At 66.1% G+C, this 12,567-nt stretch carries 13 protein-coding genes; 8 read left to right on the forward strand and 5 right to left on the reverse strand.

Features of this window, described 5'->3' with window-relative positions:
* Positions 1-14: 14 nt before the first annotated feature.
* Positions 15-1,985: an RNA polymerase sigma factor RpoD gene (gene rpoD / locus G5A46_RS10775; protein WP_163849395.1), complete on the forward strand. Its 1,971-nt coding sequence runs from the start codon at positions 15-17 to the stop codon at positions 1,983-1,985.
* 65 nt (positions 1,986-2,050) lie between these two features.
* Here rpoD and G5A46_RS10780 read toward each other — a convergent pair whose 3' ends face one another.
* Both G5A46_RS10780 and G5A46_RS10785 read right to left on the reverse strand, forming a co-directional pair.
* Positions 2,051-2,590 carry a T4SS efffector SepA family protein gene (locus G5A46_RS10780; protein ID WP_163849396.1) on the reverse strand — a complete coding sequence of 180 codons (540 nt, stop codon included), beginning with the start codon at positions 2,588-2,590 and terminating at the stop codon, positions 2,051-2,053.
* A gap of 27 nt (positions 2,591-2,617) precedes the next feature.
* Positions 2,618-2,767: a hypothetical protein gene (locus G5A46_RS10785; RefSeq protein ID WP_163849397.1), complete on the reverse strand. Its 150-nt coding sequence runs from the start codon at positions 2,765-2,767 to the stop codon at positions 2,618-2,620.
* 14 nt (positions 2,768-2,781) lie between these two features.
* Here G5A46_RS10785 and G5A46_RS10790 point away from each other — a divergent pair, with 14 nt between their 5' ends.
* The 4 genes from G5A46_RS10790 to ribD all read left to right on the forward strand — a co-directional run bounded on the left by G5A46_RS10790 (position 2,782) and on the right by ribD (position 5,241).
* Positions 2,782-3,066 carry a hypothetical protein gene (locus G5A46_RS10790; RefSeq protein WP_163849398.1) on the forward strand — a complete coding sequence of 95 codons (285 nt, stop codon included), beginning with the start codon at positions 2,782-2,784 and terminating at the stop codon, positions 3,064-3,066.
* An 82-nt stretch (positions 3,067-3,148) separates the two neighbouring features.
* Positions 3,149-3,565, forward strand: a complete 417-nt coding sequence (locus G5A46_RS10795; protein WP_163849399.1) for a secondary thiamine-phosphate synthase enzyme YjbQ — start codon at positions 3,149-3,151, stop codon at positions 3,563-3,565.
* 97 nt (positions 3,566-3,662) lie between these two features.
* Entirely contained in the window at positions 3,663-4,130 is a 468-nt protein-coding gene (nrdR, locus tag G5A46_RS10800; RefSeq protein WP_163849400.1) for a transcriptional regulator NrdR, read from the forward strand.
* A gap of 7 nt (positions 4,131-4,137) precedes the next feature.
* Positions 4,138-5,241: a bifunctional diaminohydroxyphosphoribosylaminopyrimidine deaminase/5-amino-6-(5-phosphoribosylamino)uracil reductase RibD gene (gene ribD, locus G5A46_RS10805; protein WP_163849401.1), complete on the forward strand. Its 1,104-nt coding sequence runs from the start codon at positions 4,138-4,140 to the stop codon at positions 5,239-5,241.
* Positions 5,242-5,247: 6 nt separating this feature from the next.
* Here ribD and G5A46_RS10810 read toward each other — a convergent pair whose 3' ends face one another.
* The 3 genes from G5A46_RS10810 to G5A46_RS10820 form a co-directional block, all read right to left on the reverse strand.
* The gene (locus G5A46_RS10810) at positions 5,248-7,332 is read right to left on the reverse strand and encodes a capsular polysaccharide biosynthesis protein (protein ID WP_163849402.1); all 2,085 of its coding nucleotides are present in this window, start codon (positions 7,330-7,332) and stop codon (positions 5,248-5,250) included.
* 28 nt (positions 7,333-7,360) lie between these two features.
* Positions 7,361-8,500, reverse strand: coding sequence for a polysaccharide biosynthesis/export family protein (locus tag G5A46_RS10815; RefSeq protein WP_163849403.1), 1,140 nt, complete (start codon positions 8,498-8,500; stop codon positions 7,361-7,363).
* Positions 8,501-8,596: 96 nt separating this feature from the next.
* On the reverse strand, positions 8,597-9,889 hold the full coding sequence (locus G5A46_RS10820) for a capsule biosynthesis protein (RefSeq protein ID WP_163849404.1): 1,293 nt from the start codon (positions 9,887-9,889) through the stop codon (positions 8,597-8,599).
* A 142-nt stretch (positions 9,890-10,031) separates the two neighbouring features.
* Between G5A46_RS10820 and G5A46_RS10825 the strand changes: the two genes are divergently transcribed.
* From G5A46_RS10825 to G5A46_RS10835, 3 genes are all read left to right on the forward strand, one after another.
* A complete protein-coding gene (locus tag G5A46_RS10825) occupies positions 10,032-10,628 on the forward strand; it encodes a riboflavin synthase (protein WP_163849405.1) in 597 nt (198 codons plus the stop codon).
* Positions 10,629-10,882: 254 nt separating this feature from the next.
* Positions 10,883-12,016, forward strand: coding sequence for a 3,4-dihydroxy-2-butanone-4-phosphate synthase (ribB, locus tag G5A46_RS10830; protein WP_163849406.1), 1,134 nt, complete (start codon positions 10,883-10,885; stop codon positions 12,014-12,016).
* Positions 12,016-12,567 carry a 6,7-dimethyl-8-ribityllumazine synthase gene (locus tag G5A46_RS10835; RefSeq protein ID WP_163849407.1) on the forward strand — a complete coding sequence of 184 codons (552 nt, stop codon included), beginning with the start codon at positions 12,016-12,018 and terminating at the stop codon, positions 12,565-12,567. The genes ribB and G5A46_RS10835 overlap by 1 nt, the downstream gene beginning before the upstream one ends.

Here is a 12,567-nt window from a genome sequence, read left to right on the forward strand (position 1 = left end):
CCAGGAGCTTGCCGATGGCCGCCAAGGACAATGATGACACCCAGACCGACGACCAGGAAACCGAGGTTTCCCTGGACATGAGCCAGGCGGCGGTCAAGAAAATGATCGCCGAGGCGCGGGAAAAGGGGTTCATCACCTATGACCAGCTGAACCAGGTCCTGCCCCCGGATCAGGTGTCCTCCGAACAGATCGAAGACGTGATGTCGATGCTCTCCGAAATGGGCATCAACATCATCGAGGACGAAGAAGCCGAGGAGGAGGAAAGCAAATCCACCGCCGTGGTGGAAGCGGCCTCCAACCGCGAAGTCGCGCTTGGCTCCGGCGGGTCGGAAAAGCTGGACCGGACCGACGATCCGGTTCGCATGTACCTGCGCGAAATGGGGTCGGTCGAACTGCTGTCCCGCGAGGGCGAAATCGCCATCGCCAAACGGATCGAGGCCGGGCGCAACACGATGATCGCCGGGCTGTGCGAAAGCCCGCTGACCTTCCAGGCAATCACGATCTGGCGCGACGAACTGCTGTCCGAAGACATCCTGCTGCGCGATGTCATCGACCTGGAAACCACATTTGGCGACCAGCTGGGCGACGAGGGGGAGCCGGTGGTCGAACCCGCCAACGTCCAGTCTGCGCCCAAGACCGACAACGGGCCGGAGCTGGACGCCGACGGCAACCCGATCGCCAAGGAAGACGACGACGACGAGGACGAGCAGGCCAACATGTCGCTGGCCGCGATGGAAGCCGCGCTGAAGCCGACCGTGCTGGAAACGCTGGACCGTATCGCCGACGATTATGCGCGCCTGTCCGAATTGCAGGACAGCCGCATCAGCGCCACGCTGAACGAAGACGGATCATTCAACGCCGGTCAGGAGCAGGTTTACCAGAAATTGCGGTCCGAGATCGTCCTGTTGGTGAACGAGCTGCACTTGCACAACAACCGGATCGAGGCGCTGATCGACCAGCTCTACGGCATCAACCGGCGGATCATGCAGATCGACAGCTCCATGGTGAAGCTGGCGGATCAGGCGCGCATCAACCGTCGTGATTTCGTCGAGGCCTATCGCGGTCACGAACTGGATCCCAACTGGCTGGACCGCATGGGCGAGAAGCCCGGTCGCGGCTGGCAGATGTTCATTGAACGATCTTCCGACAAGGTGGAGGAGCTGCGCGCCGACATGGCGCAGGTCGGGCAATATGTCGGCCTCGACATCTCCGAATTCCGCCGCATCGTGCAGCAGGTCCAGAAAGGCGAGAAGGAGGCCCGGCAGGCCAAGAAGGAAATGGTGGAGGCAAACCTGCGCCTCGTCATCTCCATCGCCAAGAAATACACGAACCGTGGCCTGCAATTCCTTGATCTCATTCAGGAAGGCAATATCGGTCTGATGAAGGCCGTGGACAAGTTCGAGTATCGGCGCGGCTACAAGTTCTCCACTTACGCCACGTGGTGGATCCGCCAGGCGATTACCCGGTCCATCGCGGACCAGGCCCGCACCATTCGTATCCCGGTCCACATGATCGAAACGATCAACAAGCTGGTTCGCACCGGACGTCAGATGCTGCACGAGATCGGCCGCGAGCCCACGCCGGAAGAGCTGGCCGAAAAGTTGCAGATGCCGCTGGAGAAAGTCCGCAAGGTGATGAAGATCGCCAAGGAGCCGATCTCCCTCGAAACGCCGATCGGCGACGAGGAAGACAGCCAGCTGGGCGATTTCATCGAGGACAAGAACGCGGTTCTGCCGCTGGACAGTGCGATTCAGGAAAACCTGAAGGAAACCACGACGCGGGTTCTGGCCAGCCTGACCCCGCGGGAGGAACGTGTGCTGCGGATGCGGTTCGGCATCGGGATGAACACCGACCACACGCTGGAAGAGGTCGGCCAGCAGTTCAGCGTGACCCGCGAACGGATTCGTCAGATCGAGGCCAAGGCCTTGAGAAAGCTGAAACATCCCAGCCGGTCGCGCAAGTTGCGGAGTTTCCTGGACCAATAGGCCGGCCCCGGCCTGGCCCGATACCAGGGGCGTCGCCGATCCGTTCGGCGGCGCCTTTCCTTAATTTACACGCCGAAAGACAAGCGACGTGTCTCACCAGGAAGCTCCGCTTTGGGCTTTGTGGACCAGGTAACCTCCATTTCAACTGGGACCCGCAAGTCTTCCGCCAGGAGAGCGATTGCCTTGCAGGCGCGGTTGGCGTCGACCCCTTGAAAGGCAAAGCCGCTATTGCCGATCCTTCTATAACCGTTGTTTTCAAAAGGTTCCGAAAGCAGGCTCAGTGGTAAATGCTGCCGAAGCCAGCTCAAATCCCGAGGGGCATGTAACGCTTTTTCTAGCAGGTCGCTTAACAGCTCGTTCCAATACTTCGGGGCGGCGTTTCCGCCGATCGAGGCCCTGCGGATCGAAGTATGGGTAACATTTGGCAGATGGTCGGAAGAGCAAGAGATCACCGTTGTTCGGCTGGTTTTCTTCGCATTTTCCCTGCGAAGTTCACGATGCTCGGCGATCAGTTTGTCCAGAGCCGTTGCAGGTGTGTCTATCAGCGGAATCGCCATCGAGCTCAAATAATCGAAAGCGGCTTCAGAGATTGAAATATTCTTCATGGTAGCTCTCCTCTATATCATCCCATATCAATTGATATCAATATCCTCTTGATACGCAAGGGCGAGCTTTTTTGCATGACAGCTATGTGACATCGGTGTCTTGCCGCCGATCGGGATGGCCCCCATATCCGCGATGCAACCGAATGCGGTTTCGCGCGTTGAGAGATGCACAGTCACGGAGACTTCCAGCCATGCGCCCCTTTGCCCTATCCCTTGCCGCCCTTCTGATCGCGAACCCCGTCCTTGCTTCTGTCGGATCTGAGGCGGAGCCGGAGGCGCTGCGGCCTGACACTCTTTCCCTGGCGCAGCCGATGATAGTGCATAACGATGAAATCGCGGCCGAAATCGCAGATTGCCGGGCCACCCTTGCCCAGGCCCTTGGCGCGCCGTTCCCCGGTCAGACGGCGACGGATCTTCGCGATCCCTCGGCGTTGGCACCGGCAACGGCATGCGTGCTGGCAGACGGCCGCGGCTGATCCGGCTGCGTCCCGAAATCGTACCCCCCTGAAACTTCTGCCGCTTCTGGTCAGATCCCACCGGATCTGGCACCCTCTCGCCATGGCGCTGACCCGTTTCGACATCGCGACCCATGGTCCCGGCCTTTACGAGTTCACCGGCCAGGTCATGACCTGGCTGGCGGGGCAGGGCGACGGGCTGCTGACATTGTTCATCCGCCACAGCTCGGCCTCGCTGCTGGTGCAGGAAAACGCAGATCCGGAGGTCCGCCGCGACCTGACGGAATTTCTGCATCGCCTGGTGCCGCCCGCCGACAATCCCGCCATGTCCTACCTGACCCATGTCCATGAGGGGCCCGACGATATGCCGGCCCATATCAAGGCGGCGCTGCTGCCGGTCAGCCTGTCGATCCCGGTGCGGGCCGGGCGGATGGAATTGGGCACCTGGCAGGGCATTTACCTTGTCGAACACCGCGCTGCCCCGCATCGACGCCAAGTTTCAGCACATCTAGGCGGCTAAATTGGGGCCTACCCAAAGTTCTGTAGACGCCCTATAGTCGCTGTGGACAAGTGGGGAAACCCCACGGCATACGGTGGCAGACAAGGGGACGTGGCGAATGCGGTGCCCGTTTTGCGGAAATATCGACACGCAGGTCAAGGATTCCAGACCTGCGGAGGACCATGTTGCGATCCGGCGGCGGCGGTTCTGTCCGGCCTGCGGGGGCCGGTTCACCACCTATGAGCGGGTGCAGCTGCGCGACCTGGTGGTGATCAAGTCCAGTGGCCGGCGCGAGGATTTCGACCGGGACAAGCTGGAACGCTCCATCCGGATTTCCATGCAGAAACGCCCGGTGGAGCCGGAGCGGATCGACCAGATGATTTCCGGCATCGTGCGGCGCCTGGAAAGCATGGGGGAGACGGATATCCCTTCCAAGACCATCGGCGAGATCGTGATGGAAAGCCTGGCGCGGATCGACACGGTGGCCTTTGTCCGCTTTGCTTCGGTCTACAAGAATTTCCAGGCGGCTGATGATTTTGACAAGTTCGTCAGTGAGCTGCGCCCGACGGCCAAGCCGGACGGGTGATCCCGCGATGACCGCGCAGGACGACGACAGGTTCCTGGGATTGGCGCTGTCGCTGGGACGGCGCGGGCTGGGACGGACGGCACCCAACCCGGCGGTGGGCTGCGTGATCACACGTGCGGGCCGCATCGTCGGGCGCGGCTGGACCCAGCCGGGCGGCCGCCCCCATGCAGAAGTCATGGCCCTGGCCCAGGCCGGCGCGGCCGCGCGCGGGGGCACGGCCTATGTTTCCCTTGAACCCTGCGCGCATCATGGCAAGACACCGCCCTGTGCGGAGGCCCTGATCGCGGCGGGCATCGCGCGCGTTGTCGCCCCGATCGAGGATATCGACACCCGCGTCGGCGGCGCGGGCTTTGCCATGTTGCGGGCTGCGGGGGTCGAGGTGACGACCGGCCTGCGCGTGGCGGAGGCGATGGAGGATCACGCCGGGTTCCTGATCAATCGCGAACACGGGCGTCCCCTGGTTACGCTGAAGCTGGCGCTGTCACTGGACGGGCGCATCGCCACGGCCACCGGTGAAAGTCAGTGGATCACCGGGCCCGAGGCGCGGCGTCAGGTGCACGCGATGCGGGCGCGGCATGACGCGGTGATGGTGGGGGCGGGCACGGCGCGGGCCGATGATCCGGCGCTGACGGTGCGCGATCTGGGGATCAGCCATCAGCCGGTGCGGCTGGTCGTGTCGCGGCGGCTGGATCTGCCGTTGATGGGGCAATTGGCGCGGACGGCCGCGGACGGAACAGTCTGGATCTGCCATGGCCGCGACGCCGATCCGCAGTTGATCGAGGCGTGGCAAGGGCTGGGCGCGCGGTTGATCGCGGTGGAGGGGCGGGGGCGCCAGGTTGATCCTGCGCCAATGCTGACTGCCCTGGGTGCGGCCGGTCTGACGCGTGTGTTCTGCGAAGGCGGCGGCGCGCTGGCGGCCAGCTTGCTGGGGGCGGATCTGGTGGATCGGCTGGTGGTGATGGGCGCGGGCCTGGCCCTGGGGGCGGAAGGGCAGCCTGCCCTAGGCGCGATGGGCCTTGATCGCCTGGCGGAGGCGCCCCGGTTCACCCTGCGCGATACGCGGCCCTGCGGGGGCGATGTGATCACGCTGTGGGACCGCGCTCCGGGCTGATCCCGGCTATCGCCAGAGCGACGCGCGGCTGGCCAGAAGTCCCTGCACCCGTGACAACATCCGCAACGCCGGGGCCCGGCGCAGGCCCGCGCCACTGACCAGCCGTTCGGCGGCCACCTCCACCGGGCAGGGCAGGCCGGTGACCGGGTCGCGGTAGCGTGGGTAGTCGATCAGCGTCGCGTGGACCAACCCGGCCAGACCGGGCCGGGCCACCCGGCGGGGCAGGGGCGCGCCCAGGTCGCGCGTCAGCCCCCAGCCGGCATAGAAGGGTTGGCCCAGCACTGTGACTGGCAGGCCGCGCAGCAGTGCCTCGAAGCCCAGAAGCGACGTCATGGTCCAGACCTCGGTGACCTGCGGCAGCAGGCTGGCGGGATCGGCATCCGTCAGTACGCGATCGGCCAGTTGGTCAAGCGCCCAGGCCGGGACCTGGCCGGGGCGCAGCCCGGCTTCGACATCGGGGTGGGGCTTGTAGAGGATCACCGCGTCCGGCCGGGCCTCCCGCGTGGCGCGCAGCAGCGACAGGTTGTCCCGTACCTGCCCCGCGCCCAGCCGGATGGAGGCATCATCCTCGACCTGGCCGGGGACCAGGATCCGGGGACCGGGGGGCAGGTCGTCCAATGCGCGCGGCTGGCCGGTGTTGTATTTCGACAGTCCCGACCGTGTCAGGAAATCCACCAGAGCTTCGGCCCGCAACTCCTGGTCAGAGCGCAGTTTCCAGCGTTCGGCGATCAGCCGTTCCAGCCGGCTTTCGCGCGACGGGTCGTAGTAGATGCCAAGGTCGTCCAGCACCAGCGACAGTGGCGGCACCAGCGCCGCGCCCAGCCCGCGCGAGCGCAGGAAGCCGTCCTCCACCCGCACGACATCCGCATCCTGGTCGGTGCGTGCGGCCCAGGCCATGTGGCGCCGCCCCGCCCCGGACGCTTCCGGGGCGGGTGGGGGGGCGTTCGCGAAGGTCATCCGCCGGTGGCCGCCAAAAAATCCCTGCAAGGCGGGCCGTTTCCACAGCCGCATCCCGTGCCCGGTCCAGCCGTCGCGGTCCTCACGCCAGGCACGGCTGCGGGCCTCCAGCGTCGCCAGGACGTCCTCTACCTGGCAAAGCCTGTCGCGATAGGCGTCGTACCACAGCGGGTGCAGGATCAGCGCCGCCGCGACCATCTGCGCCGGGGTCAGGCGGCGGCCTCGGCGCGGGGCGCCCAGGGCCAGCGGATGGCGATCGTCGGTCAGGCCCCAGCCCGCATACCACGGCTGGCCAAAGGTGACGGGGCGGTGCCCGGCGATGATCGCCTCGGCCCCCATCTGCGAGGTAACGGTATAGACGGCGACGGCATTTTCCATCAGCACCCAGGGGCTGATCGGACGGGTGAACAGGCTGATGCGGCCCTGAGCATCGCCGCTGTCGAAATGGCCCTGGCGGTGGCCCTGCGCTGTTTCGGGATGGGTCTTGATCACGATGCGCGCGGCGGGGTGATCCTCCTGCGCCCAATAGAGCATTTCGCGAAAGCTGTTCTCGTCCCCGCCGCCCAGGGTGATGGAGGCATCGCCCCGGGTCTGATCGATCACCAGCACGTAGCCGGGTTCGGGCGGCGTCAGGTCGGGGCGGGTGGCGGAATACTTCGACAGGTGCCCCTCCCGCAGGCGGGCCATGACAGCGCGCGCGCGGTCCAGTAGGGCGGTGTCGTCCAGCGGGTGATCGGCCAACAGCCGCTCCAGCCCCGAGGGCTGGCGCGCGTCGAAGGGCATCACCGGATCGACGATCAGGCCCAGTGGCGCCTCTCCGCCACGTCCCGGAAACAGGGAGCGGAGTGGCGCATCCTCGACCCGCAGCAGCGCAGCGCCGGTACGGGCGGCAACGGATTCGCCGCGCGCGGCATAGGGGGAATGACCCCAGACGGCGATCGTGCCATCGGCGCCGGGCCAACCCAGCCGCAGGTCGTAGCCTGCCAGCGACAGGATCCGCCGCAGCCGGCGCTGCCGCACGAACCCGGCGGAGAAGACATGTAGCGGCTGGCGCGGTGTGTCGGCCCCGCCCGGTGTTGCGGACAGGGCCGAGGCTGGCGTCGAGGCCGGGTGCGGGGTCAGGGGCGAGGACATGCGAGGCGCGGGGCCACGGCGCGGCGGCCTAGAACCCGCTGGCGGCGTTGCTGACGGTGCCGACCGATCCCAATGTCCCGGTCAGGGCCGAGATCGTCTTGTTCCACTGGGTGAACGGTGCCTCTGTCACATAGAGCAGATCGCCGTCCCGGATCATGAAGTCACGGGCCATGAACATGCCGTTGGGCTGGGTCAGGTCCAGCACGTAGACCATCCTTTGCGCACCGATCAGGTCGTCGCGGCCCAGTACCTGGCCTGCGATTTCGGCGGCCTCGTTGCGAAAGACGAAGACCCCGGTGGGGTCGGCGGCGGTGGCGGTCAGGCCGCCGGCCTGGGCGATGGCCTCGATCCCCGACAGCGTCTGCGATTCGAAATCTATCCGTGCCTGCGACCCGGTGGCCCCCAGAGCGGTGAAGGCACGGGTGTCTTCCTCGATCAGGATGCGGTCGCCGTTGCGCAGGGCGATGTCATAGCGGGCATCGTCGAACATGTCCTGAAACCAGATGGTCGAGCGCATGTCTCCCCGGATCACGGTGATCTGTGCCAGCTCCGGCTCGATCGCCAGCCCGCCGGCATTGGCAATCATCGCCGACAATGTGCGGGTCGGCCGTTCGATCGGGTAGACGCCCTGGCCGCCCAGGGCGCCGACCAGTGTCACGGTGGCCCCGTCGCCGGCCTCGCGCCGGACCTCGACCTGGGGATCGGGGGTCTGCTCTTCCAGCTTGTCGGTGATGATCCGGCGGATCGCCTCGGGGGTGTTGCCGGCAGCGCGGATGCGCCCGGCATAGGGCACGAAGATGAAGCCCGCACCATCGACCTGCACGGCTTCCAGCACGGTGGAATTCTGCGCCTCGCCCGCCAACAGCCCGTCATCGACGTTTTCCCAGATCGTCAACGAGAGCACGTCGCCCGGCCGGATCGTGTCAGAGCCGAGTTGCGCGGCATTTCGGAACGCGTCGGAAAAGCCCAGGGCCGGGATCACCGCGGTCGCACGGGTGACGCGGTCATTGACCGCGACGATGAAGGCGTCCCCTTCCTGCTGCACGGAGCCGGCGTAGATTTCGCGCTTGTTCGGGCCCGTGCGGGGGAGCACGGAACAGGACGACGCCAGCGATACGGCCGCCACGATCGCGACGGATCTCGCCCATCGGGTTGCATTGGATTTCACTGCCCGGTCTCCTCGACCTTGTATTTTTTGCTGCCTGTTTTCCGCACATGTTACGGGAATCGCGGCGCAAAGGCCAGTCTGATGATCCTGCGGGGCCTAGTTCACGACGCGCAACTGTTGCCGCGGCGCCGCGGTCCCGGACTTCAGCGCGTCATAGGGATCGGCAGGATCCAGCATCATGTCGACCACCAGCCGCAGCAACTGCCGCCGCGCCCGGGCCGAGTAGAACCCGCCCGCCACCTGCGAGGTCTCCAGCAGGAAACGCCGGTAATCGCGATAGGCGGTCGCGTCCGGACGGGCGGCGCCGGCGAAGAAATCCGCCAGCGGCTGGGAGGAGACGAATTCCGGTTTGGCAAAGACCGCATCGCCGAAGACCTTCAGCGGAATCCCGCGGAACAGCACCTGCTGGGCGGCGGTGGAATTCACTGTCACCGCGCTACGGGCATCGGCCAGCAACTGCGCCAGCTTGCCGCCGCGCACGTAGTGGACCCGGCCGTGCAGGTCCAGCTCGGCGCGCAGCCGGCGGATGGTGGCGCGGATGGGGGCGCGGCCGTCCTCCAGCGGATGGGCCTTGATCACCAGGTGATGGTGGCGCGGCGCGCCTTCGGCAAAACCGCGCATCACCTCCTCGATGAACTCGGCCATGGAGGCAAAGGGAGAATGGGTCTGAAAGGACGCGTCATGTTCCAGTTGCAGCAGCGCGACATGATAGGGAAAGCCGCCCCGCCGGATGCGGGAAGACGCGGCGATCCGCTCCAGCGCGGTGAAGGGCATCAGCAGCAAGCGTTTGAGATACAAGCGGAATTCCTGGGTCACGCTCAGGCTGCGATGCGGCCGGAATCCGCGATAGCGCCGGTTGGCCAGCAGGACCAGCCCGTGATAGGCGGCGCCGTAGAAGATATGGTGGCGCATATCGCCCCATTTCGCCGGTGGCAACGGCGTGTCCAGATCGCAGTTTTCCAACGCCCGCCGCATTTCCGGCAGGCCCATGCGCATCAGCCGGGAATGACCGTTCGAACCGTCCCGTTCGTAGGTCACCCAATAGGGCCGGATGTAACCTTCCTCGAAGACATGGACCCGCAGCCCGGCCTGACGGGCGCGGGCGATGGCGCATGTGTGGATGGTGCGCGTGTCGCCGTACAGCACCAGGTCGGTCACGCCGCGTTCGGCCACGATGCGGTCGAAATGGTCGGGCCAGTCGGCCACCGCGCCGGTATGGGGGATATAGCTGTCGGCCCCGGGCCAGAAAGCGGCGTCGCCGGCGTTGAACCCCGCGCGCCAGACCTCGGCCCCGGCCAGCCGCAGCATGCGTCCCAGCCGGGCAAAGAACGGCCCATGCGGGCCCTGTAGGAACAGAAACACCTGTCGGTCCTGGGGTTGCGCTGTCATCTGGTTTCGATCCGGTCCTGCCAATCGTGACGATGGTCTAGCCTGCGGGAGGGGCGGAAATATGGCGGGGGCTTGCCTTTTCCCCGTCGGCGAGGCTACGCAGATCGCGACCTCCTGTCAGCCCAAAAGCGGAGAAACGCGCATGTTCACAGGCATCATCACCGATATCGGCACCGTGCGTGCGACCGAGCGGCGCGGCGATCTGCGCGCCCGGATCGCCACCGCATACCAGACGGCGGGCATAGCGCTTGGCGCCTCCATCGCCTGTGACGGGGTTTGCCTGACGGTGATCGAAACCGGCGCCGACTGGTTCGACGTGGAGGTCAGCGCCGAGACGGTGTCAAAGACCAACATTGCCGCCGACGGCTGGCCGGAAGGCCGACGGCTGAACCTGGAACGCGCGCTGAAGGTCGGGGACGAGCTGGGCGGGCATATCGTCTCGGGCCATGTGGACGGCGTGGCCGAGGTGCTGAGCCTGACGACGGAGGGCGACAGCACCCGTGTCACCTTCCGCGCGCCTGACGCGCTGGCCCGGTTCATCGCGCCCAAGGGGTCCGTGGCGCTGAACGGCACGTCCTTTACCGTGAACGAGGTCGAGGGCCCGACCTTCGGCATCAACATGATCCCGCATACCAAGGCCGTGACAACATGGGGCAATGTGGCGGTCGGCGATGGCGTCAACCTGGAGATCGACACCATGGCCCGCTACGTCGCGCGGCTGCAAGAAATGCCCGGCTGAGTTCGGCCCGGTCCGCCGGTCCGGTGGTCCGCTGATCCGGGCGGTGCGCGGGCGTGCCGGCGGGCCGACAGATCCGCCCTGACGGGCGGGCCTCCGGCGGCGGTATTTGTCGCCCGAAGGAGGCCGGGACGGCGCGAAGACGCCGCGGGCGCGCGTGGCGATTGTGCGCAGTCGCGCAGCCCCGGTGCATCGCGCGGCTGGCCTTTCGCCACCACCTGCGCTATCTGCGGCGCACCGCGTCAGGAGGGAATGGCATGTCCGACAACGTGATCTACGAACAACCCGGCCCCGTCGAGGAGGGATGGTCCGATGCCATCTCCCCGGTGGAGGAGATCATCGAAGACGCCCGCAACGGGCGCATGTTCATTCTGGTCGATCACGAGGACCGCGAGAACGAGGGCGACCTGGTGATCCCCGCCCAGATGGCCACACCCGATGCGATCAATTTCATGGCGACCCACGGCCGGGGCCTGATCTGCCTGTCGTTGACGGGCAGACGCGTGGACGAGCTGGGCCTGCCGCTGATGGCGTCGCAGAATTCGTCGCGCCACGAGACCGCGTTCACCGTCTCCATCGAGGCGCGCGATGGCGTCTCCACCGGGATTTCCGCCCATGACCGTGCCCTGACCGTGGCCACCGCGATCAACGCAGCCAAGGGCGCGCAGGATATCGCCACGCCAGGCCATGTCTTTCCGCTGCGCGCCCGCGACGGCGGCGTTCTGGTCCGCGCCGGTCATACGGAGGCGGCCGTGGACGTGGCGCGCCTGGCCGGGCTGAACCCCTCGGGGGTGATCTGCGAGATCATGAGCGATGACGGCACCATGTCGCGTCTGCCCGAACTGGTGGCCTTTGCCCAGAAACACGGGCTGAAGATCGGCACGATCTCCGACCTGATCGCCTATCGTCGGCGTCACGACAACCTGGTCCGCCAGCGCGCGTCCGAAACCATTACCTCGGAATTCGGTGGCGATTGGGATATGCGGATCTATGCGGACGAGACCCAGGGCAGCGAACATATCGTGCTGGTCAAGGGCGACATCACCGGCGATGCGCCCGTACTGACCCGGATGCACGCGCTGGATCCCTTGCAGGACGTGATCGGCACCGGCCCCTTGGGTAAATCCGACGAATTTCGCAGGGCCATGCGCCTGATCGCCGCCGAGGGGCGGGGCGTGCTGGTTCTGCTGCGCGACACCCACATGAAGATCGCCGTGGGCGACGAGGTCTCTCCGCAGGTGCTGCGGCAATACGGGCTGGGCGCGCAGATCCTGTCCTCGCTGGGCCTGTCACGGTTGGAGTTGCTGACCAATTCGCCGAAGCCCAGCATCGTCGGGCTGGACGCCTATGGCCTGGAAATCACCGGAACCCGCAGGATCGAGGACGCGTAATGGCCGCCAACGAACAGCATTACACCCTGCCGCGCGGCACTCTGGACCGCCCTGCCAAGCTGTTGATCGTGGTCGCGCCCTATTATCGCGACATTGCCGACCAGCTGATCGCCGGCGCCCGCGCCGAAGCCGAGGCCTGGGGCGCCAGCCATGACCTGATCGAGGTCCCCGGTGCGCTGGAAATCCCCACCGCCATCGGCATGGCTGAACGGATGTCCAGTTTTGACGCCTTCGTCGCCCTGGGTTGCGTGATCCGCGGTGAGACGACCCACTACGAGACGGTGTGCAACGACAGCTCCCGCGCGCTGACGCTGTTGGGCTTGCAGGGGCTGGCCATCGGCAACGGCATTCTGACCGTGGAGACCCGTGACCAGGCGCTGGCCCGCGCGCGGGTGGCGGAACAGAACAAGGGCGGCGGTGCCGCAGCTGCGGCCTTGCATCTTCTCGCGCTTTCGCGCAAATGGGGCGCCCAGCGGAAAGGTGTGGGCTTTCGCCCCTCCGAAGGGGAGTTTCGGCTGGCAGGACATTCCGACGACACCCCCACCGCCTGA

It is taken from the genome of Pseudooceanicola aestuarii (genome assembly GCF_010614805.1).
GTDB classification, from domain to species: Bacteria; Pseudomonadota; Alphaproteobacteria; order Rhodobacterales; family Rhodobacteraceae; genus Pseudooceanicola; species Pseudooceanicola aestuarii.

Bases quoted from the DNA above. Each gene is read 5' to 3' on its own strand.
- G5A46_RS10825 (WP_163849405.1), top strand. From the start codon at position 10,032: ATGTTCACAGGCATCATCACCGATATCGGCACCGTGCGTGCGACCGAG.
- ribD (WP_163849401.1), top strand. From the start codon at position 4,138: ATGACCGCGCAGGACGACGACAGGTTCCTGGGATTGGCGCTGTCGCTG.
- ribB (WP_163849406.1), top strand. From the start codon at position 10,883: ATGTCCGACAACGTGATCTACGAACAACCCGGCCCCGTCGAGGAGGGA.
- G5A46_RS10810 (WP_163849402.1), bottom strand. From the start codon at position 7,332: ATGTCCTCGCCCCTGACCCCGCACCCGGCCTCGACGCCAGCCTCGGCC.
- rpoD (WP_163849395.1), top strand. From the start codon at position 15: ATGGCCGCCAAGGACAATGATGACACCCAGACCGACGACCAGGAAACC.
- G5A46_RS10795 (WP_163849399.1), top strand. From the start codon at position 3,149: ATGGCGCTGACCCGTTTCGACATCGCGACCCATGGTCCCGGCCTTTAC.
- nrdR (WP_163849400.1), top strand. From the start codon at position 3,663: ATGCGGTGCCCGTTTTGCGGAAATATCGACACGCAGGTCAAGGATTCC.
- G5A46_RS10780 (WP_163849396.1), bottom strand. From the start codon at position 2,590: ATGAAGAATATTTCAATCTCTGAAGCCGCTTTCGATTATTTGAGCTCG.
- G5A46_RS10835 (WP_163849407.1), top strand. From the start codon at position 12,016: ATGGCCGCCAACGAACAGCATTACACCCTGCCGCGCGGCACTCTGGAC.
- G5A46_RS10820 (WP_163849404.1), bottom strand. From the start codon at position 9,889: ATGACAGCGCAACCCCAGGACCGACAGGTGTTTCTGTTCCTACAGGGC.
- G5A46_RS10790 (WP_163849398.1), top strand. From the start codon at position 2,782: ATGCGCCCCTTTGCCCTATCCCTTGCCGCCCTTCTGATCGCGAACCCC.